The sequence below is a fragment of the Haloferax sp. DFSO52 genome, assembly GCF_048158745.1.
In the GTDB taxonomy this organism is placed as follows: domain Archaea; phylum Halobacteriota; class Halobacteria; order Halobacteriales; family Haloferacaceae; genus Haloferax.
In genome coordinates, this window is the sequence record NZ_JBLOPB010000001.1 from 1 (window position 1) to 26,420 (window position 26,420).

20 protein-coding genes are annotated in these 26,420 nt (G+C 62.6%); 10 read left to right on the plus strand and 10 right to left on the minus strand.

From position 1 onward, the window contains the following. Positions 1-618: 618 nt before the first annotated feature. On the minus strand, positions 619-933 hold the full coding sequence (locus ACK3SC_RS00005) for a non-histone chromosomal MC1 family protein (RefSeq protein WP_416838067.1): 315 nt from the start codon (positions 931-933) through the stop codon (positions 619-621). A 236-nt stretch (positions 934-1,169) separates the two neighbouring features. Between ACK3SC_RS00005 and ACK3SC_RS00010 the strand changes: the two genes are divergently transcribed. Then, the gene (locus ACK3SC_RS00010; protein WP_004044784.1) at positions 1,170-1,367 is read left to right on the plus strand and encodes a hypothetical protein; all 198 of its coding nucleotides are present in this window, start codon (positions 1,170-1,172) and stop codon (positions 1,365-1,367) included. 60 nt (positions 1,368-1,427) lie between these two features. Next, a complete protein-coding gene (locus ACK3SC_RS00015; RefSeq protein ID WP_416838068.1) occupies positions 1,428-2,483 on the plus strand; it encodes a quinone-dependent dihydroorotate dehydrogenase in 1,056 nt (351 codons plus the stop codon). Positions 2,484-2,522: 39 nt separating this feature from the next. Here the strand turns inward: ACK3SC_RS00015 and ACK3SC_RS00020 are convergent, their stop codons facing one another. From ACK3SC_RS00020 to ACK3SC_RS00035, 4 genes are all read right to left on the minus strand, one after another. Further along, positions 2,523-5,129: a valine--tRNA ligase gene (locus ACK3SC_RS00020; RefSeq protein ID WP_416838069.1), complete on the minus strand. Its 2,607-nt coding sequence runs from the start codon at positions 5,127-5,129 to the stop codon at positions 2,523-2,525. A gap of 96 nt (positions 5,130-5,225) precedes the next feature. After that, positions 5,226-6,431 (minus strand): trans-sulfuration enzyme family protein, encoded by a 1,206-nt coding sequence (locus ACK3SC_RS00025; protein WP_416838070.1) that lies wholly within the window; start codon positions 6,429-6,431, stop codon positions 5,226-5,228. 247 nt (positions 6,432-6,678) lie between these two features. Beyond that, positions 6,679-8,442 (minus strand): phenylalanine--tRNA ligase subunit beta, encoded by a 1,764-nt coding sequence (pheT, locus tag ACK3SC_RS00030; protein WP_416838071.1) that lies wholly within the window; start codon positions 8,440-8,442, stop codon positions 6,679-6,681. Beyond that, positions 8,442-9,941, minus strand: coding sequence for a phenylalanine--tRNA ligase subunit alpha (locus ACK3SC_RS00035; RefSeq protein ID WP_416838072.1), 1,500 nt, complete (start codon positions 9,939-9,941; stop codon positions 8,442-8,444). The genes pheT and ACK3SC_RS00035 overlap by 1 nt, the downstream gene beginning before the upstream one ends. A gap of 307 nt (positions 9,942-10,248) precedes the next feature. Here ACK3SC_RS00035 and ACK3SC_RS00040 point away from each other — a divergent pair, with 307 nt between their 5' ends. Next, positions 10,249-10,515 carry a hypothetical protein gene (locus ACK3SC_RS00040; RefSeq protein WP_416838073.1) on the plus strand — a complete coding sequence of 89 codons (267 nt, stop codon included), beginning with the start codon at positions 10,249-10,251 and terminating at the stop codon, positions 10,513-10,515. Positions 10,516-10,536: 21 nt separating this feature from the next. Here the strand turns inward: ACK3SC_RS00040 and ACK3SC_RS00045 are convergent, their stop codons facing one another. Beyond that, entirely contained in the window at positions 10,537-11,682 is a 1,146-nt protein-coding gene (locus ACK3SC_RS00045) for an NAD(P)/FAD-dependent oxidoreductase (protein ID WP_416838074.1), read from the minus strand. 92 nt (positions 11,683-11,774) lie between these two features. Here ACK3SC_RS00045 and ACK3SC_RS00050 point away from each other — a divergent pair, with 92 nt between their 5' ends. Further along, positions 11,775-12,794: an ornithine cyclodeaminase family protein gene (locus tag ACK3SC_RS00050; RefSeq protein WP_416838075.1), complete on the plus strand. Its 1,020-nt coding sequence runs from the start codon at positions 11,775-11,777 to the stop codon at positions 12,792-12,794. Between the two features lie 90 nt (positions 12,795-12,884). Here ACK3SC_RS00050 and ACK3SC_RS00055 read toward each other — a convergent pair whose 3' ends face one another. The 3 genes from ACK3SC_RS00055 to ACK3SC_RS00065 form a co-directional block, all read right to left on the minus strand. Continuing rightward, positions 12,885-14,474 (minus strand): tryptophan--tRNA ligase, encoded by a 1,590-nt coding sequence (locus ACK3SC_RS00055; protein ID WP_416838076.1) that lies wholly within the window; start codon positions 14,472-14,474, stop codon positions 12,885-12,887. Beyond that, the gene (endA, locus tag ACK3SC_RS00060) at positions 14,471-15,535 is read right to left on the minus strand and encodes a tRNA-intron lyase (protein ID WP_416838077.1); all 1,065 of its coding nucleotides are present in this window, start codon (positions 15,533-15,535) and stop codon (positions 14,471-14,473) included. Before endA ends, ACK3SC_RS00055 begins: the two co-directional genes overlap by 4 nt. A 104-nt stretch (positions 15,536-15,639) precedes the next feature. Continuing rightward, complete coding sequence (locus ACK3SC_RS00065) at positions 15,640-16,371, minus strand: DUF91 domain-containing protein (RefSeq protein WP_416838078.1); 732 nt, start codon at positions 16,369-16,371, stop codon at positions 15,640-15,642. Positions 16,372-16,494: 123 nt separating this feature from the next. Here ACK3SC_RS00065 and ACK3SC_RS00070 point away from each other — a divergent pair, with 123 nt between their 5' ends. Continuing rightward, on the plus strand, positions 16,495-17,145 hold the full coding sequence (locus tag ACK3SC_RS00070) for an HAD family hydrolase (protein ID WP_416838079.1): 651 nt from the start codon (positions 16,495-16,497) through the stop codon (positions 17,143-17,145). Between the two features lie 19 nt (positions 17,146-17,164). On the opposite strand, the gene ACK3SC_RS00075 is transcribed toward ACK3SC_RS00070, so the two are convergent. Then, positions 17,165-19,504, minus strand: a complete 2,340-nt coding sequence (locus tag ACK3SC_RS00075) for a DEAD/DEAH box helicase (RefSeq protein ID WP_416838080.1) — start codon at positions 19,502-19,504, stop codon at positions 17,165-17,167. A 575-nt stretch (positions 19,505-20,079) separates the two neighbouring features. Between ACK3SC_RS00075 and lipA the strand changes: the two genes are divergently transcribed. From lipA to lpdA, 5 genes are all read left to right on the plus strand, one after another. Beyond that, positions 20,080-21,015: a lipoyl synthase gene (lipA, locus tag ACK3SC_RS00080; protein WP_416838081.1), complete on the plus strand. Its 936-nt coding sequence runs from the start codon at positions 20,080-20,082 to the stop codon at positions 21,013-21,015. Between the two features lie 294 nt (positions 21,016-21,309). Then, positions 21,310-22,416: a pyruvate dehydrogenase (acetyl-transferring) E1 component subunit alpha gene (pdhA, locus tag ACK3SC_RS00085; protein WP_416838082.1), complete on the plus strand. Its 1,107-nt coding sequence runs from the start codon at positions 21,310-21,312 to the stop codon at positions 22,414-22,416. Beyond that, the gene (locus ACK3SC_RS00090; protein WP_416838083.1) at positions 22,413-23,396 is read left to right on the plus strand and encodes an alpha-ketoacid dehydrogenase subunit beta; all 984 of its coding nucleotides are present in this window, start codon (positions 22,413-22,415) and stop codon (positions 23,394-23,396) included. Before pdhA ends, ACK3SC_RS00090 begins: the two co-directional genes overlap by 4 nt. Before the next feature lie 3 nt (positions 23,397-23,399). Beyond that, the gene (locus ACK3SC_RS00095; RefSeq protein WP_416838084.1) at positions 23,400-24,917 is read left to right on the plus strand and encodes a dihydrolipoamide acetyltransferase family protein; all 1,518 of its coding nucleotides are present in this window, start codon (positions 23,400-23,402) and stop codon (positions 24,915-24,917) included. Beyond that, entirely contained in the window at positions 24,917-26,344 is a 1,428-nt protein-coding gene (gene lpdA, locus ACK3SC_RS00100) for a dihydrolipoyl dehydrogenase (RefSeq protein WP_416838085.1), read from the plus strand. Before ACK3SC_RS00095 ends, lpdA begins: the two co-directional genes overlap by 1 nt. Positions 26,345-26,420: the final 76 nt, after the last annotated feature.

Genomic DNA, 26,420 nt, shown 5'->3' on the forward strand with positions numbered 1-26,420 from the left:
TCGTGGGTATAAACCCGTCGAACTTCCTCGAGTCAATCCGTGAATCGGGACGCGTTGAAGCGCCCCGAAATCGCGGTGTGTCGTTCGCATTATTCCGAAATGCCCTCGACCACTTAAGGTCGTCGTATCATCGGCACCCCGGGACGGTGTGTCATCCCAGAGAGTGCCAAACGACGATGGGTCGTATGGCGTTCGGTCGAAGCCATCGGGGGGCGTGCCCCCGTGCGCTTCTTCACATTACTTCGAATGACACGGTTACATAAAAGGCCGTCGAACCAATCGCTCTACGTCATGCGGTTTCATGGCGAGAAGTTTCATAAAATCATGATAGATTCGTGTAGACACGAACGTCTCTCGTCAGATGTCTCTCGAGCGTGTTGATATCGCGCGACTGGAGGCCGGCCGTTCATCCCCAGCGTCGTACGTACGGTCTGACCGGGTGTTGGTCGCGCAGGCGGAACTCATTGGGCTGTCGTCAAAGGGGTATCGACTTGTGCGGACTGCGCGTCGTCACCCAGCGCCGTTCGTCTCTGGGTAGATGTCTCTCGTCGTTGCTACACGTGCGTGCGCGTACTGCGCGCAATAAGAAAGTGAGTTACGACGATGAGTTACGACGACTTATTCGTCGAGGTGCTCGATACCCTTCTTGGAGACGTTCCCTTTGGTAATGTCGCCTTCCATCCAGCCCGGCTTGTCCTCGGGAGCACTGCTCTCCCAGGCCCAGGCGTCGAAGATGTGAACCTTGTCGGTTCCCTTCTCACGGAGTCGAATTTCGACTGCGTTGGATTGTGCTGCTTCTTCGGAGTCTGCTGGGTCGAGCCGTCGAGCTGCTTTGAGTGCAGCTTGTCGCGGCATGCTCCCGGAAAACACACTCGTTTCTGTACCGTCCTCCTCTCGGAGCACGAAATTCCGTTTACCGTCCTCGCGTACCATGATTTTCCACCTCTATGCCATTGAACCACATGGCACATCATAAATATATCGCCGATTTTCGACCGACGACGGGCACATACTTATATACTCCCGGTAGTTCGCCCGGTCGACGAGTCATCAAACAGCCGTGATATTTCCAAAAAATACCTCGTATTCGGACGAAAATCGCCGCCGCAAGGGATGACGGAGACAACACTTATGTATCCCCTGCGGCGAACCAACGGATAGACCCCCAGATGGTCCGGAAAAAGAAGCTCAGTCCGAGTGGCGCCAAAGACGAGAATGGCGAGTATCACAACGTCCACGTCAACCTCCACGAAGACGAACTCGCAGTCGCCGGGATGGAAATCGGTGACGAGGTGTTCGTTCGGGTTCGAGACGGGAAGATTATCATCCAAAAAGCAGACCCAGACCAGGTCGAACACGACTTCTGAGACGGGTGTGCCCGACCGTTCCATCAGTACCGTCTCCAGCGAACCGCACGTGATTCCGCGATGAACATCTACAAACTCGCCAAACCGGTTCTCTTCTCGCTCCCCCCAGAGACAGCACACCGGACGATACACGGACTGCTCCGGTCAGTCCGTAATACACCCGCCGAATCGTTCCTCGAACACCGCTACCGCGTCGACGACGCGCGACTCGAAACGACGCTGTTCGGCCTCGACTTCCCCAATCCGGTCGGCGTCGCCGCCGGATTCGACAAGAACGCCGAGATACCGACCGTGCTCACAGCGCTCGGGTTCGGACACGTCGAAGTCGGTGGCGTCACCGCGAAACCACAACCGGGGAATCCTCGCCCGCGCATGTTCCGCCTCCCTGAAGACGAGGCACTCATCAATCGGATGGGCCTCAACAACGAGGGCGCAGACGCAGTCGGTGCGCGCCTGTCCGCGGGCCCGCACCCGGACGTACCGGTCGGCGTCAACCTCGCACTCTCCGAGGTGACGGCTACCGAGGACGCACCCGAGGACTACCTGTACACCTACGAACGCGTCGCCGACGGCGCGGACTACTTCGTCGTCAACGTCTCGTGTCCCAACAGTGAGGGCTTCCGCGACTTGCAGAACCGCGACTCCCTCGAAGCCATCCTCGGCACGCTCGTCGACGCAGGCGCAGCGCCACTCCTCGTAAAACTCTCTCCTGACCTTCCAGACCCTGCCGTCGAAGACGCACTCGAAGTCGTCGACGACCTCTCGCTCGACGGCATCATCGCGAGCAACACGACCACCTCTCGTCCCGACTCGCTCAAAAACCCGAATCAGGCCGAACGCGGTGGCCTCTCCGGAAAGCCAATCGAAGGCGAAGCGACCGAGATGATTCGGTTCATCGCCGACCGAACTGATGTCCCAATCATCGGCGTGGGCGGCGTCTCCGACGCGGAAGGTGCCTATCAGAAGATTCGCGCCGGAGCCTCGATGGTCCAACTCTACACGGGCATGATATACGAAGGCCCGTCCATCGCGCGCGACATCAATCGCGGACTGCTCGAACGTCTCGAACGCGACGGATTCGACGCTCTCGAAGACGCGGTCGGTGCGGACCGATAAGAAAGCGAGTTCTCCAACCGAGCGGTCGCCGTGTTCCGCTCAGTTATTGATGATGATGAGCGCCCCGTCCGTCTCGACGAACTCGCCGTCGCCGGAGTAGGTACGCTCTTCGTTGACTTCGAACGCGTCTGCGCCGAGTTCGACGCCTGCGACGTGGAGTTCGTCGCCGACGAGTTCGTAGTCGTCCTGCGCGAGTGCCGCCTCGATATCCGGAACCTTGCTGCCGAACTTGGGACCGACGATGGAGTAGTCGAGGTCGATTCCCGAGATGACCGACTCGATAGGTGGCTCCTCGTCGGTCGACGAGAGCGAGTCGACGTGCATCACGCCGCTGATGTCGGCTTCGAAGCCGTCGATGTTGCCGTAGACCTCAACCTCGTCGATGCCGGCGTTCATCGAGAGCTGTGAGTCACTCTTGTACTTCCGAAGCGCGCCGACGACGGCCATGGCAGTCTCGCCGGCCTCGAAGTCGGCGTCGAGTCCGAGCGGTTCGGGCCACGACTGCTCGTGGACGCTCTCCGAGGAGTACATCTCGCGCCACAGTTCTTCGGTGACGTGTGCGAGGATGGGCGCGAAGAGGACGAGGAAGCGCTGGTGGGCAGTCTGCAACGTGTAGGCTGCCGAGGGGTCCTCGCCTTCGCGGAGTCGCTGTTTGGCGATTTCGAGGTAGTCGTCACAGAACGTGTGCCAGAAGAAACTCCGCAGGCTATCGCGGGCCTTCGAGAACTCGCGGTTCTCGAGTTTCTCCGTCGCGTACTCGATTTCGCGGTCCATCGAGGCCAGTAGCCATCTGTCGAGCGTCTTCAGGTCGTCGTGGTCGAACGTCTCGGGTGCGTCCTCGGTGAGGCTATCGACGAGTTTCGACGCGTTCCAGAGCTTTCGCATCAACTTCTCGCCCGCGACGAGGCCCTTTTCCTGATATGGGAGGTCGTCGCCGACGGCGCTGCCGGCGGCCCAGTAGCGGGCGGCGTCGACCGGGAACTTCTCCAGAACTTCGTCTGGCGAGACGACGTTGCCGACGGACTTCGACATCTTCTCGCGGTTCTTGTCGAGGACCATCCCGTTTATCATCACGCTGTCGAACGGCACCTCGCCGGTGTGCTCGTAGCACTTGACGACCGTGTGGAACAGCCAGAAGGAGATGATGTCGTGGCCCTGCGGGCGCATGTCGAACGGGTAGAGTTCGGGCTTGTCCATCTCGAACGCCTCACTCTCTGGGTTCCAGCCCCATCCGGCGTTGATGAGTGGCGTGAGCGACGAGGTTGCCCACGTGTCGAACACGTCGTCTTCGGCGACGAACTCGTCGTGGCCACACTCGGGACAGGTGTCGACCGGTGGGTCGTCCGAAAGCGGGTCGACCGGCAGGTCCTCGCGCTCGGCGATGACGACGTGCTCGCAGTCACCGCAGTACCAGACGGGGAACGGAATCCCCGAAGAGCGCTGCCGAGAGATGGCCCAGTCCCACTGGAGTCCCTCGATCCAGTTTTTGTACCGCGTGAACATCTTGTCGGGGAACCACTCCATCTGCTCACCTGCTTCGAGGTACTCCTCGCGCTTGTCGAGCAGTTTGATGTACCACTGGTCTTTGACGAGGAACTCGACGCTCGTGCCACAGCGTTCGTGGACGTTGACCGTGTGCGTGATGGCGCGCGTGTCGAGGAGTGCACCGACATCGTCGAGGTCGGAAACGATTGCTTCGCGTGCCTCGTGCGACGACAGGCCGGCGTAGTCGTCGGCAACCTCGGTCATCGTGCCGGATTCGTCGATGGCGACGCGAAGCGGCAGGTCGTGTGCCTGATACCACTCGATGTCGGTCTGGTCACCGAAGGTACAGCACATGACGAGACCCGTTCCCGTCTCGAGGTCGACGCGCTCGTCTTCGAGGATGGGAACCCGCTGACCGAACAGCGGCACCTCGGCTTCCTGTCCGACGAGGTGCTGATTGTCGTCGTCGTCGGGGTGGACGAAGACGGCGACACACGCGGGCAGGAGTTCGGGACGCGTCGTCGAGATGACGAACGAGTCGTCCGAGTCGGCGACGCCGAACTCGATGTCGTGGAAGTGCGAGTGTTGTTCGTCGTCTTCCGTCTCGACTTGCGAGATTGCCGTCTCACACTCGGGACACCAGATGGCAGGGGCGCGCTGGCGGTACTGCCGGTCTTTCTCGTAGAGGTCGACGAACGAGAGTTGCGAGATTCGCTGAACCTCCGGCGAGATGGTCTGGTATGTCTGGTCCCAGTCGATAGAGATGCCGAGATTCTGCATCTTCTCGGTGAACTCCGCTTCGTACTTCGAGGTGACCTCGCGGCAGAGTTTCTGGAACTCGCGTCGCTCGTAGTCCTGGTGCTTGATACCGAGTTCCTCTTCGGTCAGCAGTTCGGACGCGATTCCGTTGTCGTCGTATCCGAACGGGAAGTACACCTCCTCGCCGCGCATCCGGTTGAACCGGGCGACGAAGTCCTGGAGGGTGAAGCCGTAGACGTGGCCCCAGTGGAGACTCCCGGACACCGTCGGCGGCGGCGAGTCGATGGAGAAGACGGTGTCTGGGTCTACCGCACCCTCGGGGTACGCATACAGGTCTTCGTCGACCCACCTCTCTTGCCAGTTCGCCTCGACGGTTTCCGGGTCGTATTCTCCGCTCGGCATTGCGTTGGCGTATCTACCACTGGGTAGACTGTTAAACAACTCGGTTAGCGGCCCAGACAAACGGGTTGGGGCCGTGGAAGGAGTGCCGACGCGACCTCAGACCGACGCCAGTGCCGCGTCGAGGTCAGCGAGCAAGTCGTCGACGTGTTCGACCCCCACAGACATCCGAAGCAAGGAATCAGAGATACCGAGCGCGTCCCGTTCAGTCTGTGCGAGTGGGGAGTGCGTCATCGTCGCCGGGTGTTCGATGAGACTCTCGACGCCACCGAGACTAACCGCCAGAGGGAACTCGCGGAGATTCCCGAGGAACTCGGCCGTCCCATCGAGGTCCGTATCGAGTTCGAACGAGAGAACCCCACCGAATCCGGACTGCTGACGGGCGGCGAGTTCGTGTTGTGGGTGGGAGTCGAGGCCGGGGTAGAGCACCCGCGTGACCGCCTCGTTGGATTCGAGGAAGCGCGCAATCTCCATCGCGTTCTCCTCGTGTTGGCGCATCCGGAGCGGGAGCGTCTTGATGCCGCGAAGCGTCATGTAGGAGTCGAACGGCGAGAGCATCGACCCCATGCCGACCCGCTGGAGGAAGGCGAGTTCGTCCATCACGTCGTCGCGGTTGGTGACGACTGCGCCCCCAATCGAATCAGAGTGGCCGTTGAGATACTTCGTCGTGCTGTGGACGACCACGTCGGCACCGAGCGACAGCGGGTTCTGGAAGTACGGACTGAGGAACGTGTTGTCGACGCAGAAGAGCGCGCCCCACTCGTCTGCGACGGCCGCGATGGCCTCGATATCACAGAGGTGCATCAGCGGGTTCGTCGGCGTCTCCATCCAGACGAGGGCCGTCTCCTCGCGCATCGCGGCCGCCACGTTCGCCGCGTCGGTCGCGTCCACGAAGGACACATCGACGTCGAGTCGGTCGGCGAACAGTCGATTCAACATCGTCTTCGTCCCGCCGTAGAGGTCTTCGAACGCGACGATGTGGTCGCCGGGGCGGACCGTCGCCATCATCGTCGCCGCGATGGCCGCCGTTCCAGAGACGAACGCGAGCGCGTGTTCTGCTCCTTCGAGCGCCGCCAGGCGGTGTTCCAGCGCGTTCCGCGTCGGATTCGACAGTCGCGAGTAGAGATACTCACCCGCGTCCGGGTCGAGGAGTTCGAGGTCCGCGTCGGGGTCTACGTCAGGAATCGAGTACGTAGACGACAGGTGGAGGGGAACGACGACGTCTTCGACACCCGGTGCGGGCGCTCGCCCGTGCTCACCGTGGGTGACTGCCAACGTCTCGCGCATTAGTTCATAATCGTTCATACAAGAACCGCCGTGGAGTTACATCCTAAAGGTTTCTATCATTCTCAAGGTAAATGCACAAAAGGAATGACTGAGAATCTTAAATTACCCAAAGTAATTCTGCTGGCGTCGGTGGAGGATGCGACGGGTCGGTCTCGGAGACGCGCTTCGGTCACCTCGCAAAAATCTGCCTTCGCGAGCCCACGCGAGCGAGGGCTTGTGAGACGCACCGCGTCTCACAGTGGCCCAAAAACAAAGCTAAACCTGCCTACTGCAGCGCAGACAGGTCAAATTCGAACGCTGCGACCGGCAGTTCGAGGTCGTGTTCGACGAGCACCTTCGGGTGGAGTTCGCCGACGACACCGACGTCTTCACCGTCGATGACGACCGCGGCAGTTCGGCCGGGGATGAACGACGGATGTTCGGTTGCCGGCGTCTCCAGTTCGACGCCGAAGTCGCGGCACAACGTCGCGAGACGGGCTTTCGCGTCCTCGTACGTCGCGTCGTAGCGAGCGAGGACGGCCGCGACGTGGCGTGCCTCGGAGACACGAGTGTTCTCGCTGTCGTCGCGGTGGGCGACGTGGCCGATTTCGGCGAGGTCCTGCGGGTACGCGCGGTGGGTGTTGTTCTCCAGTACCATCGTCAGCGACGGGAGCACCCACGTCCGAAGCATCGTGTAGTCTTCGCTGTAGGGTTCGGTGATGGAGGCGGGTTCGCCACCGCCGAGCACACCGCCGGAACTGCGTCCCGGCGAGCTCCCACTCGCTTCGCTCGTGGGAACGTCAGAGCCGATTTCGATACCCATGCGCTCGTAGTTCTCTTCTTCCGAAATCATGTGGAAGTTGAGCATGTCCTCGAACCCGAGGCCGACGAGACTGTTCCGGGCGGCGTCTGCGACCCGCGAGCGCTGGTGGCGCTGGCCGACCGTCCCCACGTCGGGGTAGCGCGGTTCGAGTTCGTTGAACCCGTAGGCGCGACCGATGTCGTCGACGAGGTCCAGCGGATGGAGCACGTCCACGCGGTACGGCGGAATGGAGACTTCGTAGACCGTCTGTTCACCAAGTTCTGCTTCGACACCGAGGCCGGAGCGCTCGAAGAGGTTGATGACTTCGTCCATCTCCAACTCGATGCCGAGAATCGACTCGATACGGTCGTGGCTGACGTGTTTCGTCTCGACGTCGAAGTCGGGTTTGACGACGGTGCCGTCTTCGTACTGGACTTCGACCTGCTCGATGGTCGCCCCGCGGGCGGCCAGCGCGTAGCAGATGATGGTGCACATCCGGTCGATGGTCCACTGGTCGGTGCCGGTGAGTTCGACGAACAGGTCACGCGAGTTCGTCGAAACCTCGGTCCGCTGGCCGTTGATGACCGGCGGGAACGAGAACAGCCCGATTTCGTCGTAGATGGCCGGATAGCGGTCGTACTCGCTGACGAGGTCGGCGTACGTTCGGCCGGTCGCGTGCTGTTCGAGCACTTCGGCCGGCGTGAGTTCCTCGTTGGAGTCGAGTGCGACGAAGGTGTCGCCGTCGGGTTCGATTCCCTTGTACGTGATAGAGTTCCCCGTCGATTGCTCGGAGAGCACGTCGCCTTTCAGCATCGTCAGGTCGTGGATGCCGATGGCTCCTTTGGCGCGCTTGCGACCCATCGTCGCGTGGAGTTTCTCCTGCAGTTGGATGAGCGACTCCAGCGCGGCGTCGTCTAAGTCCACGCCGCGGATGACTGCACCCGTGACGTACGGGCGCTCGTCCGGGACGGACTCGTCGACGACGATGGTCCAGTCGGGGTCGTTCGTCTTCGGGACGGAGACGCCGCGTGCATCGCCGTACTGGTAGCGAAGCGAGCGAGCGACACCCTCGACGGAGAGGCGGTCCAGTCGGTCCGGGCCGAACTCCAGTTGGAAGGCACCGTCGTCGGTGACGCCCTCGAATTCGAGGCCGAGCGCGAACAGGTCTTCTTTGAACTCCTCGTCGGACTTCTCTTCGTGGCCGGTCAAGCGGCGCAGTTCGTCTGGTTGAACGTCGACTACGGGCATTATTTGAGCACCTCCGTCTCGCGGAGCAGGTCGAGGTCACACATCGTTCCGTGGACGTCGCGGATGTCGTCGAAACCGTACATCAGCATCAAGAGACGCTCTAATGCGAGCCCCCACGCCATCACGTCGCACTCGACGCCGAGCGGTCGGAGCACTTCCTCGCGGAACATGCCGGAGTTCCCGATTTCGATGAGTTCGCCCGTCTCGGGGTGTCGGCCGAACAGTTCGAACGACGGCTCCGTGTAGGGGTTGTAGTGCGGTTTGAACTGGATGTCCGTGATGCCGAAGTGCGAGTAGAACTCCTCGAAGGTGCCCATCAGGTCGCGCACCGAGAGGTCTTCGGCCATCACCCAGCCCTCGATCTGGTAGAATTCGAGCAGGTGCGTCGGGTCGAGCGTGTCGTTACGGTAGACCTTTTCGACGGAGAAGTACCGCTGCGGCGGTTCGAGTTCGCCGATTTCGTGCCCCGAGAGGTAGCGCATCGACAGCGACGTGGTGTGCCCGCGAAGGGCGATTGCCCGAGCGAAGTCTTCGCTCCACGGCGAGTGGTAGCCGTCGCCGTCTTCGCCGACACCGTTCAGGTGTGCGTCGCGAACACGGTCGATGAGGTCTTCTGGGATGTCTTCCATCGGCGGCACGTCGAGGGCGAAGCGGTCCCAGTGGGTCCGTGCCGGGTGGTCCTGCGGCATGAACAAACAGTCGTTAATCCAGAAGTCCGCGTCGGCGTGGGGGCCTTCCATCTCGGAGAAGCCCATGCCGACGAGCACGTCTTTCACACGGTCTGCGGTCTGTCGGAGGATGTGTTTCTTGCCGCCGCGAACCTCGGGGGCGTCGGCTTCGACGTTGTACTCGGTGAACTCGACGTCTTCCCACTCACCAGAAGTGAGCATCTCGGGGGTGAGACGGTCCACCGTCTCGGCCGCCTCGACACCCTCCATCATGGCCGTCACACCCTCGTCGGTGAGGGTGACAGCACGGATGGTCCGCTCGCGGAGGACAACGAGATTGCGAGATTCGAGTTGGTCGAGCACGTCGGCGTCGACGTCGTCGCCCGCGACGAGGGCCGCGAGTGCGGCAGCCTCTTCGTCGGCGTCGGGGTCGGCGTCCGCGTCGGGGACGAGTTCGCCCGAGTCGATGTGGCCGTAGCCTTTTCGCGCGAAGTTCGACAGCGCGATATCGACCTGTGGGCCGCCGAGTGAGGACGTGCCGATGACCTGTCCCATCGGGACCGAATCGCCGTCGCCAACGTCCATCGCAGCGCGGTAGAGTCGGATCTCTGGGAGGCCGCTGTCGGCGTATTCGACACCTTCGTCGGTTAGTTCGACGTCTTCCTCGACGGTCTCCGTGACCGAAACGAGGCCTTCGTCGCGCAGGTCGAAGGCGGCACCCGTCACCGTCTCTGGTTTCAGGTCCGTCGCCTCCGCCAACTGTGCTATCGTTCGTTCGTCTGTGGCGCTCGCGGCGTTCAACACCGCGACCTGTGATTCCGGAAGTCGCATCTGATTCGTTGTGGCGTTAGCCGTCTGGGAGTTGGTTAGCAGTTTCGAAGCCTCGCCGTGAGGGCGAGTCTGACCGGATGGGTCGGTTTCGTCCGCCGGGCGTGGTGGCGCCGGGGCGGAGTCCGCCGACCGCAAGCGGTCAGAAGAAAAAGCCGAACCCGGAGGTAGTCGGTTCGCTCACGCGCGGTCCGCGGTCGGGTTCGGATGCCATATGCGACCGAATGTGTGAGACGAGTAAAAATATTGCGCGTCGAGTCGGGGTAAAGATACTTTCATATCGACGGGCCACCCACGGGAACGAAGACGAATGCGCGATTTGACCGCGACGCTCTCGAAGATTCGACTCGGTGAAGAGGCATCACTCATCGTCAAACCACCGAACCGGCCGGACGACAGAGACGACGTGGATGCCGTGTTGGTCCAGTCGTCACCCGCCTACGAGTTCGACGACGGCGAGGTGACCTACCGGGTCGTCGAAGACGGCGGTGGCTATCAGGTGCTCGCCTCGCGCGACGTCGCCGACCCGACTCGGACACTCGGCGAACTCCGGGCCGTCGTCAACATGACCGCCTGACGAGACGGGTATTGACTTCTCTCACGCAACGTTCTCTTCGCTGAGCGTCTCGCCCGACTCGAACCGGTCGAGTGAGAGCGGCGAGATATCCACGTCACAGACATCCTCATCGAGACACAGGTCTGCCACTGCCTCGCCTGTGGCCGGCGCGTGCTGGAATCCGTGGCCGGAAAATCCGGCGGCGACGACGAACCCCGATGCGACGTCGTCTACGATTGCGTGATGGTCGGGAGTCACGGCGTACAACCCAGCCCACCCGTTGCGAATCTTCGTCTCGGGGCCGAAGTACGCCGCGCAGTCGTCGGCCCGTTCTGTCGCTTCGAGCGCCCATTCGAGGTCCATCGATTTGTCGAATCCGTCGGGGTCCACGTCGGGGTCCGACTCGGAGAAGTGGCCGCCGACGATTGCAGTGCCTTCGCGCTCTGGTCGGAAGTACGACCCCGTGTCGAGGTCGATAGTCAGCGGTGCATCGTCGGGGAGGTCACCCTCGGGTTCGACCACCGCAATCTGCCGGCGACGGGGTGCGATTGGCAGGTCGATATCGGCGAGGGCGGCGACGCGTTTCGACCACGCTCCCGCCGCACAGACGACGGCGTCTGTCTCGAACGTCTCGTGGGGCGTCTCGACGCGCCAGCCGTCGTCGGTGCGTTCGATGTCGGTCACCGGCGTGTTCGCTCGAACGTCGCCGCCGGCCTCGCGAACCGCTGCGGCGAGTCCCTGTACAGCGGAGTGTGGGTCTGCAATGCCATCGACTGACGAGTACGTCGCCGCGACGAACTGGTCGGCGCGGAGTTCGGGGACGTATTCGAGTGCTTCGTCGGGGTCGAGGAATCGACTCGGCACGCCCGCGTCGTTCTGCATCGCGACGTTCCGTTCGAACGCGTCGGCCGTCGAGTCGGTCCGTGCGAGAAACAGATAGCCCGGCCGTCGGTAGTCGATATCGACACCGAACTCGTCGGCGAACGACTCCCAGACGGGGATACTCGACAGCGAGAGTTCGACGTTCACGCGGGTCGAAAACTGGGTTCGGATTCCACCTGCTGCACGGCCGGTACTCCCGCCGCCGAGCGACCCTGCTTCGCAGACAGTGACAGACGCACCCCGGTCGGTGAGGGCGTGCGCGCAGGCGAGTCCAACGACGCCACCACCGACGATGAGAACGTGCATTGTCGTCTCTGCCTGTTCCAGCATTATGAGTGTGTCTGTGACATACTATCGAATGCCAATAGGTTCATTTCTGTTACGTGAGTATCGCATGTATGGTCCGCATTCTCTCTGCAGACGCGATCAACGGACTTCTCTCTCTCACAGAACTCTTCCCAGTCGTCGAAGAGGCGTTCGTCAAGCAGGGCCGCGGTGAGGTGGAGCGGCCATCACGACCACATTTTCCGGTGGGTATCGACGTCGACGGCGTTCGAAACGGCGTCGGAACGCTCGACCACGACGGCCACGCGACTGGGCACTCACCGCTCGGAACCGCACTGACGATGCCGGCGTACATCCACGGCCGTGAGGTGTACGCGACGAAACTCGCCGCCGTCCACGAGCACAACGTCGAACACGGCCTTCCGACGGTGAACGCGCAGGTCGTCCTCACCGACGCGACGACTGGGCTTCCGCTCGCGTTCCTCGACGGGACGACCATCACGAGCGCCCGAACAGGGTGTATCGGCGGGTTGGCCGCAGAGTATCTCGCGTCCGAGCCACTGCGAGTCGGCGTCCTCGGAGCAGGGACACAGGCACGCTGGCAGACACTCGCCATCGCCGCCGGGTCCGATATCGAATCGGTCCGAATCTACGCACCGAGTGACTCTCGTGAGACCTGTGCGTCTGCCCTCCGTGACCACGGACTCCCCGCAGAAGCAGTTGACTCTCCAGACGCAGCAGTCTCGGACGCGACTGTCGTCGTCACCGCCACGACCAGCACGGACCCGGTCTTCGACGGCGACTGGCTGCAACCGGGGACGCTCGTCGTCGCCGTCGGTGCCTACACCGAAGAGATGCAGGAACTCGATACGACGACGTTCGACCGAGCAGCGCGCGTCTTCGCAGACGTTCCCGAAGAGGTCGCAGAAATCGGCGATATACGCGAGGCAGGACTCGCGGAGTCCGACTTGATTCCGCTCTCCGAAGTGTTCGAGGGTGTCGAAGGCCGAGAGTCGGACGACGAAATTCTCGTCGTCGAGAGCGTCGGCTCTGCGGTTCTCGATGCGGCGGCGGCCGAGTACTTCTACGTGAAAGCCGAAGAACGAGGCGTCGGCGAAGATATCGGGTTGTAGCCGCCTTCTACTGCTCGGTTGCGAATTGGCGTCGCTAATGTTCGGCCGCGACACCGTGTCGTCTTTCAGACGCCACGAGCAGCAGCTTCGCTAGTGCTCAGCTGCTATTCCCCGCCGTTCTGTGTCTAGGTCGATATCGAGCGAGTCGAGAATCTCTTCGGCCTCTTCGCGTTTTTCCTGATGGTCTTCGAGGAACTCGCGCATCAGCGTCGCGGCCTCCTCTTTGCACCCGCCGCAGAGTCGCTCGCCACCGACACACTCGTCGTACACCCGCTTGGCGTACTCGTCGTCGTCGGCGGTGAGCAAGTACGCGTAGAGTTCGTAGACGGGGCATTTGTCGGCCTCACCGCCGAGACGACGCTGTTCCTCGGCGGTGTCGCGACCGCCGGTCGTCGCGGATTTGACCTTGTTGTAGCCGTCTTCCGGGTCGTCGAGGAGCGAGATGTGACTCGCCGGAATCGACGAGGACATCTTGCCACCCGTGAGGCCAGTCATGAAGCGGTGGTAAATCGAAGACGGCGGGATGAAGCCGTAGCCGCCGTGGTGGGCCTCGACTTCGCGGGCGAGGTCCTCCGCGTCCGCGATGTCGATCTCGAAGGCGTCGATGTGCTGTTCGTAGCGGCGTTTCTCACCGTCGATTTCCTCGATGAGCGCCTCGAACGCCTCGTCGGTCGCCTGTCGGGCGAAGAATCGGATGCGGGGGCGGAGCGGTTCCATCCCGGCGTTTTTGAGTTTCTCGACGGCCGAGTTGCGAACCGACTCGCTGACGAGCAGGCCGGCGGCGTCGAGGTTGGCGTCGGCGACCCACTCGGCGGCCTCTCCACAGCGCGGCACGTCGGCGTCCTCGGCGTACTCCTCGCGGGCGTCGTACGCGGCGGCGACGACCGGACGCTCGGTGTCCGTGAGTTCGAACGACGCGAACGACTCTGTCACTTTGAAGAAGCGCATCCGCGTGGCGAGGTCACGGGCGAACCGAACGTGCGGGTCCTGGTCGGGGCCGACCGGGATGACCGTCGGTTTCGGGTCGTCCAACTGCGGGTAGAGGATGTCGGCCATCTGCGTGACGACCGACTGCATGTGCGAGATGTTGGTCTCGCCGTCGAATCCGTAGATGCCCTCGAACTCCGAGTAGTTGGCCTTCCCGCCGAGTTCGAACGCGAGTCGCTGGAGGCGGTCGTTGTCCGACTGTCGGTAGAGTTCGCCCGCCTCGGTGTCGAATCCGAGGGCGATGAGCGACAGCAGGTAGTCGCGACTGTGTTCGTTGATTTCGTCCCACGGGATGCCGCGAGCAGAGTGTGCTTCCATGTCGGCGATGAGGCCGTAGGCGTCGCCACCCTGCTGTTGATGCCAGATTATCTCGTCGAAGACGAGTTTGTGGCCGATGTGGGGGTCGCCCGTCGGCATGAACCCAGAGAGGACGGCGAAATCGTCGCCGTCGCGCATGGCGTCGAGGACCGGTCGGTAGTCGCGGTGGCCGAAGATGACGCCGCGGCGCATCAGATAGTGTGGGTTCGGCACTTCGTCGAGCACGTCGTCGAACTCCTCGATGCCGAACTCCTCGAACAGTTTCCGGTAGTCGGCGATGGTCGACGAGCCCCACGGGTCGAGGGCGACTTCGTTGGCTCCCTCTGCTGTCCCTCCATCGGTGCGGATGTGCTCCGCGGGTTCGTCGTCTGTCATGGCGTGAGCCGACTGACCGAAAGCCAGTCTATCTCTCCCTTGGCGTCGGTCAGCGCAAAAACCATTCGCTTGCGGACACCGCCGGCGAGGCGAACGTCCAGCGAGAGGTCACGCGGGACGAACGTGTGGTCGGGTGTGACCACGCGCACGAGGAATTCGGAGTGCGAGAGGTTCGAAACCGTCTCGAAATCGGTGTAGACGCGGAAGTCAGAGCCGAACTTGAACCCGCTCTTCGGGACCGTTCCAGTTTCGCGGAGTGCCGTGTAGACCGCGAGCCGTCGGTCGAATCGGTCGCCTTCGACGTCGCGGCCGCAAGCGACGACATCCGACTCGGTGATGTCGAGTGCGTCGCGGCGAGCGAGGTATGCCGCTTCGAGGAGCGACAACTGGAGCGGTCCGCTGTCGGCGTTGCGGCCGTAGAGTCGCTGGCCATAGAATCCCTGTCTGTAGAGGTGGTCCACGCCATCCCACAGGAGCGCGCGGTCCGAGAGGAGTTCGGCATCGAGGCCGGATGGGAGGTCCTCGATGGCCGACCCCGCAGGTTCGTAACCCTCCGTGTCGAAGTAGGTCAAATCGCCGTCTTCGTCCACGATGGCGAGGACAACTTCGCCGGACGAAGTCCGGCGGGCCGCCGAGCTTTGCTCGACGATCTCACCGAGCGACGAGACGGGAATCGACTCACGTTCCCCGACGACGCGCATTCGGTATTCGACGACGCCGTCCCACGGGCCCTTGCCGCGCGGGTAGACGAGGAAATCCGCGCCGTCTGCGTCGTCGACGCCGGGCCACTCCTCGCGTGCGGGCGAGAGATAGAATCCCCGGTCACGCAGGTCTTTGTAGACGACGAAGTCGAGGGTGGTGCCGGTTCGCGCGAGGAGTTCGCGCAGACCCATCCCATCGACGCCGTCGATATCGCCGCGCGAGAGCAGGTGTGCGGCCTCGACAGGCGCGACGTCGAGGTCGTTGCCGCCGGTGGGTTTCCCGTACCCTCGCGAGTCGTGAAACCGCTGTCGGGCGTCGCCCGGGAGGTGGACGACACCGTCTTCGAGGCGTCCTTGCATACACGAATCGGGGGCGGGCGACGACAAAGGGTCTGCGATGCGGACGGGCCGAACGCCCGGGTGTCGCCATCGACGCGACCAGTGGCATCCTCGGTACCGACGACTCATGCGAACGCACACGTCGAGTCGAGACACCGCCGTCCGCGACTCGTCTCGAATATCGGCAGACCACACTCGCAGTCGTCCACGACGACACCCGCTGGAAGCGAAAACGCCGTCTCACACTCGGGATACGAGTCGCAGCCGGCGAGCAACCGACCACCGCGACGGATGATTCGAAGCGGTGACCCGCAGTCGGGACAGGCCCACTCGCCGTCGAATCGGTCGGTCACGTGGTCGTCGAGCGGGTCGCACTTCCAGTCGATACACACGTCGAACACGGCCCCGCGTTCGACGCGCATCGTCGGGAGGCCACAGTCGTCACACGTCGAGTCGAGGACGGTCGCGCCCGCGGGAAGCGAGAATTCGACGCCCGAGTCGAGGCCGACGACCGACCCGCCGGTTCGAACGAGCGGTTCGCCGGTGTCGGGATGATTCCCGACTGGAATGCCCGCTTCACTCGCGGGATACTCCGATCGACGGGCCGAGTCGTGCGATTCGACGGTGAGTACCTGGTCGCCGGCACGGGCGACGAGTCCGAACGAACTCGGGCCGGATTCGACGGTCAGCGAGTCGGCCCGAGTCAACCACGCGACGGGTTGGTAGCCGGAGATGTCGTGAACGAGGACGGTACGGTCGGGTTTGACCACGACGACGACGCGCCCGCGCTGGACACGGTCACGAGAGCCTTCGAAGCGGATGGTGCAATCTCCGGCAAAGACGCGGATAGATTCCATGGGCGGGCGTGGCCCCGGAATCGGACTTGAACTTTCGCGCGAAGGTTCATAGCGAAAGACGAAGACGCCAAAGACCACTGCCGCGGCACGAAGGCATTTGTCCGCCGCGACACAGGTCACCGCATGGACGCAAACGTCGTGTTGTTCGACATGGACGGAGTGCTCGTCGACTCCGAACAGTACTGGCACGCATTCGAAGACGACTGGGTCTTCGCGGAGGCCATCGAATCGGGCGACCCCGCCCACGAAGAGATTACGGGGATGAACTTCCGCGAGATATACGACTACCTCGACGAACAGTACGGGACCACCGTCACGAAAGACGAGTTCATCGCGGCGTACCACGAGAACGCAGAGGACCTCTACGGCGAGAAGGTCGTCCTGATGGACGGCGCAGAAGAACTCTTCACCGACCTCCGTGCGGCGGGCAAGAAAATCGCGATCGTCTCGTCGGCCCCGCAAGACTGGATTTCGGTCGTTCGCGAGCGATTCGGCCTCGACCCACTGGACCTCGTCCTCTCCGCCGACGACATCGACGACCCCGGCAAACCCGAACCACACATCTACGAGGCGGCGGCGGAGAAACTCGGCGTCGCGCCCGAAGACTGCATCGTGGTCGAAGACTCGGTCAACGGCATCGAATCCGCCGCCCGGTCGGGTGCGCACACCATCGCCTATCGCGGCGAGCAGAACGCCGAGTTAGACCTCTCGCAGGCCGACGAAATCGTGGACGGTCCCGAGGAACTTCGGGCCGCGTTGCTCGGCGAAAACTGAGAACGAAAACCGGGAGCGACTATTCGACTCGAACCGTCTTCGTCTCCCGTATCGGGAGGAGTGGAAGGTCGGGGAACGTCACCTCGACAGCGAACTCGAGTTCGTCGTCCGTCGCACCGAAGACGCCCACGGGAACTACGACTTCGTCTGCGAGATAGCACTCTTTTGCCGACATCTCGACGCCGTTGACGGTGACGCGGATGCCGACCGACCCGCCGCCCGTGGGGTTGGTCACGCGAATATCGTGCATGTTGCTCTCGCCGCGAGTGACCGTCTCGGGGAACGCACCCCAGTCGATTTCGGGTGCAGGGAGGTTCTTCGCGCTCTCGACGACGCGTTCGGCCACGCCCGCCGTGAGCCCAGCACGCGTGAGTTCCTTCACGCCGGCATCGACCACCTCAGCGGGCGACGAGAGACCACCCGTTGCGAGCGTGCGGGCACGACGTGGGCCGATTCCATCGACCGCCGTGAGTGCCGCGGCATCGCTGCTGACACCGTTTTCGACGCGTGCTTCGACGCGTCGAGCGAGGTTGGCCGCGCGGGCGTCCGCGAAGGTGTCGAGGAACTCACGGAGTGCCGAGAGCAGTCGGAGCGCGTTCTGGCGGATGACCCACGCGTCGCTCCGGAGTTCGCTCGGCGTCGAGTTGGCCATACTCGCGTGGAGAATCGCCAGCACCTTTCGCGGGCCGTCTTCGAGTTCGGTCGAGACGCCCGCGAGCACCGAATTCACGGCCTCAACTTCCGACTGCCGGGCAGAGACCTGCCGGAAATCGGCCGCGCCGGCGACCGCTTCGAGGATGCCGTCGGCCGTAATTCGGTCGCGGGTAGCGAGCGTGGAAAACCGGGTCGCAGTCCCGAGTCGCAGGTAGTATTTCGAGGTGAGTCGGCCCAGTGCGGTCGCGTCGATAGAGAGGTCGTCGTCCATCTCGACGAATCCGCGAGAGACGAGTCGGTCGAGCACGTCGCGGACGCGAGACCGGAGGCCGCCGAAGTCGTAGTCGCTCGGGGCAGACTGCGCCCGCCGATAGTAGAACGTCGTCTCCAGCCACGACATGACGTCGTCGAGGTCGCGAATCGTCCCCATCGCGATTTCGGCGTTGAGGTGGGCGTCGAGATCTTCGTCCAGACGCGACTCGATTTCCTTGCCCTCGCGGAGGAGGCGACGGTACTTGTTCTTGTCCGCGTGGTCGCAGACGACCCAGCCGTAGCCAACGTCGTCGTAGCCGGGGCGGCCGGCGCGGCCGAGCATCTGGAGGATGTCGAGCGGCGAGATATCGACTTCGCCTTCGAGTGGGTCGTGGTGTTTCGTGTCGCGGATGACGACACACCGCGCAGGGAGGTTCACACCCCACGCCAGCGTCGACGTGGAAAACAGCAGTTGAATCTTCCCTTCTTTGAACCACTCCTCGACCGCTTCTCTGTCGTCCCGAGCGAGGCCAGCGTGGTGGAAGCCGACGCCGTCTAAGACGCCGTTTCGGAGCGAGTCGTTGCTGAGTTCTTTCGCTTCGTTGTGGAAGTCGTAGTCGCCACGAGCACCGATTGGAACGTCTCGCTTGGCGAGTTCGTCGCGCGCTTTCGCGGCGGCGCGAACTGCGTCTTGCCGAGAGGAGACGAAGACGAGCGACTGGCCGCCGTCGCGAATGTGCGGTTCGGCGAGGTCGAACGCGCGGTAGAGACGGCGGTATTTGTCCGCAAAGGAGTTCTCGCCGTGTGTGTAGGTCTTGACGCCCGCGTGGAGGTCAACGGGTCGGTAGTCGTCACCGAATTCGAAGGTGGTCTCGGGCGGTGCGTCGAGCCACGCCGCCACGTCGTCGATGTTCGGCATCGTCGCCGACAGCGCCACGATTCGTGGGTCACACAGTCGTCGCATCCGCGAGACGGTGACTTCGAGGACGCCGCCGCGCGTCTCAGAGTCCAGCAGGTGGACTTCGTCGATGACGACGCAGTCGACGTTCTCGATGAACGAGTAGCGTGCCGAATCGTGCTTGCGGGTGGCCGAGTCCGTCTTCTCTGGCGTCATCACGAGGATGTCCGCGCGTGCGGCGCGGCGCGGGTTCAGGTCGCGTTCGCCGGTGACGACGTAGACTGAGTAGCCGAGGCTCTCGAACCGTTCCCACTCAGACTCTTTCTCGGTGGTCAACGCTCGAAGCGGGGCGATAAACAGCGCCGTCCCGCCATCGCGAAGCGTCTTGCAGATGGCGAGTTCCGCGAGCGCCGTCTTCCCGCTGGCGGTCGGTGCCGACGCGACCACGTTGTGGTCGGAATCGAGGATACCGGGAAGCGCCTCACGTTGCATCCGGTTGAACTCCTCGAACCCGAACGCGTCGGCGAATTCGGGGACCGCCTCGGCGACTTTCACCGGGGGCACCTCCGTGTCGAGACAGAAACCGAGAGCGAGGCGAAGACGAGGGTCATACAGGTAGCCGAGTCGTCCGGAGGCAAAGGCGTTTCTCCATCCGGCGGCGGCGCTCGGCGGGCGAATATTCAAAAAACTGCGGCGTGGGGACCGTTCAGGGACGATACCGGTCGATTCGTCGCTTACGCCGCGACGGCGAGTGCGGCGATGAACGACCAGTTCGTACCTGCGGTGGCTTCGGACTTCTTCGATTCAGCCTTCGACAGGTTGCGGCGGTGTTTCCAGTTCATACACTATCCTAAAATATTTACTCGAATATAAGTTTTTCAGTTCTCTGATAAATCTAACACGGTTTTACATACACATTGATGGAAAGTCGTGATGAATTTGAACCAGACGTTTTGTTTTTCGTGATGGTACTGGTCATTCGACCGATTTTGAACAACACGTGGTAGCACGGGACAACCCATCGTTGCGTCGGTTGTCCTGCGGTTTTGGTCCAGCCTGTTCTGTCAGCCATTTGACCGACAGCCGGGGTAATGCTCACGTTTTTGGCTGTCGCCTCGTAAGAATTGGGCATGCGCACGCGGCGGAAGCCAGATTGGTTGAAGATGCGACCGCCATCAGGCCGGCGCTTCACCGACATCAAAGCCAGCCTCCGAGAGCGAAACCTCAACACGGTCTGTGAGGAGGCGAACTGTCCGAACCTCGGCGAGTGTTGGAGTGGTCGGAACGGCCCCGGGACGGCGACGTTCATGCTCATGGGCGACCGGTGTTCCCGCGGCTGCAACTTCTGTGACGTGACGACTGGCGGGATGGAACCGCTCGACCCCGACGAACCGACGAACGTCGCAGACGCAGTCGCCGAAATCGGCCTCGACTACGTCGTGTTGACCTCGGTCGACCGCGACGATTTGCCCGACCAGGGTGCCAATCACTTCGCACAGACGATTCGCGAGATTAAACGCCGCGACCCGGGCGTCCTCGTCGAAGTGTTGATTCCCGACTTCCAGGGCGAACCCGAACTCGTCCAGCAGATAATCGACGCCGGCCCGGACGTTATCGCCCACAACATCGAGACGGTCGAACGGCTCCAGTGGCCGATTCGTGACCGACGTGCGGGGTACGAACAGTCGCTGTCGGTCCTGCAGTATGTCGAGGACAACTCGGATATCCACACCAAGACCTCCATCATGCTCGGCCTCGGCGAACACGCCCACGAAGTCTATCAAACGCTCTCGGACCTCCGCGAGGCCGACGTCGATATCGTGACGTTCGGGCAGTATCTCCAGCCGTCGCGAACCCACCTCGACGTGTTCGAGTACGTTCACCCCGACGTGTTCGACACGTGGCAACAGGTCGCCGAAGAGGAACTCGACTTCCTCTACTGTGCGTCCGGCCCGATGGTCCGGTCGTCGTACAAAGCGGGCGAACTGTTCGTCGATGCCCTCCTCCGTGAGGGGTCGAGTGTCGAAGAAGCCCGGCAGGCCGCGCGCGCCGCCGCCGGCCAGTAACACACGCGACGACGACACCCAGAGAGCTGTTTTTCTTCCGTCACGTTCGAGGGGGTTCCCACCGGGTCGTATCCTGAAACTTTGTGGAGATTTCCGATTATTTCTCGGTCAAACGCGGGTTCTCACTAATGACCTTCAGGAAGAATCGTTTAGAAGTCAAAATGTCCAATTTTGGGCAGCGTGAGTTTACATAGCACAGTCTGTATCGCAATATTCCGAACCAAAGTAAATTATATACGAAAACAATATAACGCCAGCGGGAGTCGATTTTTCCATGAACAGGAGGGTTCTCCCGTGAGCGTGCTTCAGCGTGACCCACAGGACCAGGTACGAGTGCTCGATGAGGACGGGACCGTCGTCGGTGAGGTCCCCGACATCGATGACGAGACACTCGTCGATATGTACCGTCACATGCGACTTGCCCGACACTTCGACACACGGGCAGTGAGCCTCCAGCGACAGGGTCGGATGGGGACCTATCCACCGCTGTCGGGACAGGAAGGCGCACAGATCGGCAGCGCCATCGCACTCGCAGAAGACGACTGGATGGTCCCCAGTTACCGCGAACACGGCGCGGCGTTGCTCCGTGGTCTCCCCCTCAAAAACACGTTACTGTACTGGATGGGCCACGAGAAGGGCAACGAGGTGCCAGAGGACGTGAATCTCCTCCCCCCGGCAGTTCCGATTGCCTCGCAGATTCCGCACGCGACGGGCGTCGGATGGTCGTTCAAACTTCGTGACGAGACGGACAAAGCGGTCCTCTGTTACTTCGGTGACGGCGCAACCTCCGAAGGCGACTTCCACGTCGGACTCAACTTCGCGGGCGTCTTCGACACGCCGAACGTCTTCTTCTGTAACAACAACCAGTGGGCGATTTCCGTCCCGCGCGAACGACAGACGCGTTCGGAGACCATCGCACAGAAGGCGACCGCGTACGGAATCGACGGCGTTCAGGTCGACGGCATGGACCCGCTGGCCGTCTACTCTGTGACGAAAGCAGCACTGGAGAAAGCCAAGAACCCCGTCGAAGGCGAAGGCCGACCCACACTCATCGAGGCGGTTCAGTACCGGTTCGGTGCACACACGACCGCCGACGACCCGACAGTCTACCGCGACGACGACGAAGTCGAGAAGTGGAAGGCCAAAGACCCCATCCCGCGTCTGGAGAAATTCCTGCGCGAGACGGGGCGACTCGACGACGAGAAAATCGAAGCCATCGAGGCAGAGATCAAACAGCAGGTGGCAGACGCCATCGACGCCGCAGAGTCCGACCCACGGCCGGAACCCGGCGACATGTTCGACTACGCCTACGAGCAGCGAACCCCGGAGATTCAAGCACAGTACGAGGAGTTCGAAGCACTCCGTGAGAAAATCGGCGACGAAGGGTTCCTCCGAGAATGAGTTCACAGAATCTAACCATCGTACAGGCGGTACGGGACGGTCTCTACACCGAAATGAACCTCGACGACGAGGTGTTGGTCATGGGCGAAGACGTCGGGAAGAACGGCGGCGTCTTCCGCGCCACCGAAGGCCTCTGGAACGAGTTCGGCGACGACCGAGTCATCGACACGCCGCTCGCAGAATCAGGCATCATCGGCACGGCCGTCGGGATGGCCGCGATGGGGCTCAAGCCGGTTCCGGAGATTCAGTTCTCCGGGTTCATGTACCCCGGATTCGACCAAATCGTCAGCCACATGGCGCGGTTTCGTACCCGCACTCGCGGGCGATACACGCTCCCGATGGTCCTGCGTGCCCCCTACGGCGGCGGCATTCGCGCACCCGAGTCGCACTCCGAGTCCAAGGAGATGTTCTACGCGCACGAGGCGGGCCTGAAGGTCGTTATCCCCTCGACGCCGTACGACACCAAGGGACTGCTCATCTCCGCGATTCGCGACCCCGACCCGGTCATCTTCCTCGAACCCAAACTCATCTACCGCGCATTCCGCGGTGAGGTTCCCGAAGAGGAGTACACGGTCCCGCTCGGAGAGGCCGCCGTCCGCCGCGAAGGGTCAGACGTGTCGGTGTTTACCTACGGCGCGATGACGCGCCCGACGCTCGAAGCGGCCGAGAACCTCGAAGAAGAGGGTATCGACGTCGAAGTCATCGACCTGCGAACCATCTCGCCGCTCGACCGCGAGGCAGTCGTCGAGTCGTTCAAGAAGACCGGCCGCGCAGTCGTCGTCCACGAGGCACCGAAGACCGGTGGCCTCGGCGGCGAAATCACGGCTATCGTCCAGGAAGAAGCACTCCTCTACCAAGAGGCACCGGTAAAGCGCGTCGCAGGATACGACGTTCCGTACCCGCTGTACGCACTGGAAGACTACTACCTCCCGTCGGTCGCTCGCATCGAAGACGGAATTCGAGAGACGGTGAACTTCTGAACAATGGCACTCAAGGAATTCAAACTCCCCGACGTCGGTGAAGGCGTCGCAGAAGGCGAACTCGTAACGTGGCACGTCGCACCCGGCGACGAAGTGACCGAAGACCAGGTACTCGCAGAGGTCGAGACGGACAAAGCGCTCGTCGACGTTCCCTCGCCGTTCAACGGAACGGTGAACGAGCTGTTCGCCGAAGAAGGCGAAATCGTCCCCGTCGGCAACGTCATCATCACCATTCAGGAGGATGGCGAGGACGACGAGGCCGAAGCGGCAGCAGCAGAGCCAGCGGCTGAAGCCGAGGCGGAATCCGAAGCCGAACCAGCCGCCGAAGAGACAGGCGATACCGGTGGTCGCGTCTTCGCCTCCCCGAGTGTCCGACGCCTCGCCCGTGAACTCGGTGTGAGCCTCTCGTCCGTCGACGGAAGCGGTCCGAGCGGACGCGTGACCGAAGGCGACGTTCGCGCTGCCGCCGAAGCAGACGAAGACGAAGCGGAGGCAACAGACGGCCCACGAGACATCGAAGTCAACGGGCAGTCCGCGACGGCCAAGCGCGACGACGGAACCGCCGCACCGGCCGAAAGCGCCGACCGCGACCGGACGCTCGCCGCGCCCGCGACCCGCGCGCTGGCCAAAGAAAAGGGCGTCAACATCGACGCCGTCCCCGCGACAGAGATGCGCGAAGGAAGCGCGTTCGTCACGCCCGAGGCAGTCGCCGAGTACGCCGACGCGCAGCGCGAAGCGCAGGCCGCAGACGCCGAAGCGGTCGCCGCCGAACCCGGAGCAGGCACTGCGACGGCCGACGCATCGGCCGCCGAGGCTGGACCCGTCGCTGGCGAGCGCGTCCCCTACAAGGGCGTTCGAAAGGCCATCGGCGACCAGATGCAGCGGTCGAAATACACCGCACCGCACGTCACCCACCACGACGAAGTGGACGTGACGGAACTCGTCGAACTGCGCTCGCAACTCAAGCCCGTCGCCGAAGAACGCGACACGAAACTCAGCTTCATGCCGTTCGTGATGAAGGCGGTCATCGCGGGCCTGAAGGACTTCCCGTACATCAACTCGCAACTCGACGAGGAGAACGAAGAGATCGTCCTCCGCGAAGACTACAACATCGGCGTCGCCACCGCGACTGACGCCGGGCTGATGGTTCCGGTCGTCCACGACGCCGACCGAAAGGGGATGCTCCAGATTGCCGACGAGATGAACGAACTGGTGGAGAAGGCTCGCACCCGCAAGATTTCGCCCAGCGAGATGCGCGGCGGTACCTTCACCATCACCAACGTCGGCGGAATCGGTGGCGAGTACGCGACTCCCATCATCAACTTCCCCGAGGTTGCGATTCTCGCCCTCGGCGCAATCAAGGACAAACCACGCGTGGTCGACGGCGAAATCGTCCCCCGAAAGGTGCTCACGCTCTCGCTGTCGTTCGACCACCGCATCGTCGACGGCGCACAGGGTGCGCGCTTCACGAATCGCGTGAAGGAACTGCTTGAAGACCCCAAGCTGCTAGTGTTAGAATAATGGTTGTCGGAGATATCGCAACTGGAACCGACGTACTCGTCATCGGTGCCGGTCCGGGCGGATACGTCGCCGCAATCCGTGCTGCACAGAACGGCCTCGACACGACGCTCGTCGAAAAAGACGCCTACGGTGGCACCTGTCTGAACTACGGGTGTATCCCCTCGAAGGCGCTCATCACGGGCTCGAACCTCGCTCACGAGGCAGGCAACGCCGAAGAGATGGGCATCCACGCCGACCCTGTCGTCGACATGTCGCAACTGCGCGACTGGAAAGACGGCGTCGTCGACCAACTGACTGGCGGCGTCGAAAAGTTGTGTAAGGCAAACGGCGTCAACCTGGTCTCGGGAACGGCCCGATTCAAAGACGAAAACGCCGTTCGAATCGCCCACGGCGGCGAAGGACAGGGTTCCGAAACCATCGAGTTCGAACACTGCATCATCGCCACTGGCTCTCGCGTCATCCAGATACCCGGATTCGACTTCGACGCCGAACAGGTGTGGTCGTCTCGCGACGCCCTCGCCGCAGGCAACGTCCCGGACCGCCTCGTCGTGGTCGGCGGTGGCTACATCGGGATGGAACTGTCCACGACGTTCGCCAAACTGGGTGCAGAGGTAACCGTCGTCGAGATGCTCGACGACATCCTCCCCGGCTACGAATCCGACGTTGCCCGCGTCGTCCGCAAGCGCGCCGAATCGCTCGGCATCGACATGCACTTCGGCGAAGGTGCGAGCGGGTGGCGCGAAGAAGACGACGGCATCATGGTGACGACGGAGACCGAAGACGGCGAGGAGAACGAGTACCGCGCCGACAAGGTGCTCGTCGCCGTCGGTCGGTCACCCGTCACCGACACGATGGAACTCGAAAACGCCGGCCTCGAAGCCGACGACCGAGGCTTCCTCAGCGTGGACGACTTCCGCCGAACCGACGTCGAGCACATCTACGCAGTCGGTGACATCGTCGCCGACACGCCGATGCTCGCACACGTCGCGTCGAAAGAAGGCATCGTCGCCGCCGAACACATCGCCGGCGAACCCGTCGCTTTCGACAGTCAGGCCGTCCCGGCCGCCGTCTTCACAGACCCCGAAATCGGCACCGTCGGCATGACCGAAGACGAGGCAGAAGAAGCCGGCTTCGACCCGGTCGTCGGACAGATGCCCTTCCGTGCCTCCGGGCGCGCCCTCACCACGGGCCACGCCGATGGCTTCGTCCGCATCGTCGCCGACGACGAGTCAGGATTCGTGCTCGGCGCGCAAATCGTCGGCCCAGAAGCGTCCGAACTCGTCGCCGAAGTCTCACTCGCTATCGAGATGGGTGCGACGCTCGAAGATATCGCCTCGACGATTCACACCCACCCGACGCTCGCCGAAGCGGTCATGGAAGCCGCAGAGAACGCACTGGGTGAAGCGATTCACACGCTGAATCGGTAACCCAGACACCGATTCTCGACTCGATTTTTCACTGCGACTGCTCACCGAGCGGTGAATCCGCCACCAAGAAGTATTT

Excerpts from the sequence above, each read along its gene's own strand:
- ACK3SC_RS00065 (WP_416838078.1), bottom strand. The coding sequence starts at position 16,371 with ATGGAATCTATCCGCGTCTTTGCCGGAGATTGCACCATCCGCTTCGAA.
- lipA (WP_416838081.1), top strand. The coding sequence starts at position 20,080 with ATGCGCACGCGGCGGAAGCCAGATTGGTTGAAGATGCGACCGCCATCA.
- ACK3SC_RS00005 (WP_416838067.1), bottom strand. The coding sequence starts at position 933 with ATGGTACGCGAGGACGGTAAACGGAATTTCGTGCTCCGAGAGGAGGAC.
- ACK3SC_RS00025 (WP_416838070.1), bottom strand. The coding sequence starts at position 6,431 with ATGAACGATTATGAACTAATGCGCGAGACGTTGGCAGTCACCCACGGT.
- ACK3SC_RS00010 (WP_004044784.1), top strand. The coding sequence starts at position 1,170 with ATGGTCCGGAAAAAGAAGCTCAGTCCGAGTGGCGCCAAAGACGAGAAT.
- ACK3SC_RS00040 (WP_416838073.1), top strand. The coding sequence starts at position 10,249 with ATGCGCGATTTGACCGCGACGCTCTCGAAGATTCGACTCGGTGAAGAG.
- lpdA (WP_416838085.1), top strand. The coding sequence starts at position 24,917 with ATGGTTGTCGGAGATATCGCAACTGGAACCGACGTACTCGTCATCGGT.
- ACK3SC_RS00090 (WP_416838083.1), top strand. The coding sequence starts at position 22,413 with ATGAGTTCACAGAATCTAACCATCGTACAGGCGGTACGGGACGGTCTC.
- ACK3SC_RS00070 (WP_416838079.1), top strand. The coding sequence starts at position 16,495 with ATGGACGCAAACGTCGTGTTGTTCGACATGGACGGAGTGCTCGTCGAC.
- endA (WP_416838077.1), bottom strand. The coding sequence starts at position 15,535 with ATGCAAGGACGCCTCGAAGACGGTGTCGTCCACCTCCCGGGCGACGCC.
- ACK3SC_RS00055 (WP_416838076.1), bottom strand. The coding sequence starts at position 14,474 with ATGACAGACGACGAACCCGCGGAGCACATCCGCACCGATGGAGGGACA.
- ACK3SC_RS00020 (WP_416838069.1), bottom strand. The coding sequence starts at position 5,129 with ATGCCGAGCGGAGAATACGACCCGGAAACCGTCGAGGCGAACTGGCAA.
- ACK3SC_RS00015 (WP_416838068.1), top strand. The coding sequence starts at position 1,428 with ATGAACATCTACAAACTCGCCAAACCGGTTCTCTTCTCGCTCCCCCCA.
- pheT (WP_416838071.1), bottom strand. The coding sequence starts at position 8,442 with ATGCCCGTAGTCGACGTTCAACCAGACGAACTGCGCCGCTTGACCGGC.
- ACK3SC_RS00035 (WP_416838072.1), bottom strand. The coding sequence starts at position 9,941 with ATGCGACTTCCGGAATCACAGGTCGCGGTGTTGAACGCCGCGAGCGCC.
- ACK3SC_RS00045 (WP_416838074.1), bottom strand. The coding sequence starts at position 11,682 with ATGCACGTTCTCATCGTCGGTGGTGGCGTCGTTGGACTCGCCTGCGCG.
- ACK3SC_RS00050 (WP_416838075.1), top strand. The coding sequence starts at position 11,775 with ATGGTCCGCATTCTCTCTGCAGACGCGATCAACGGACTTCTCTCTCTC.
- ACK3SC_RS00095 (WP_416838084.1), top strand. The coding sequence starts at position 23,400 with ATGGCACTCAAGGAATTCAAACTCCCCGACGTCGGTGAAGGCGTCGCA.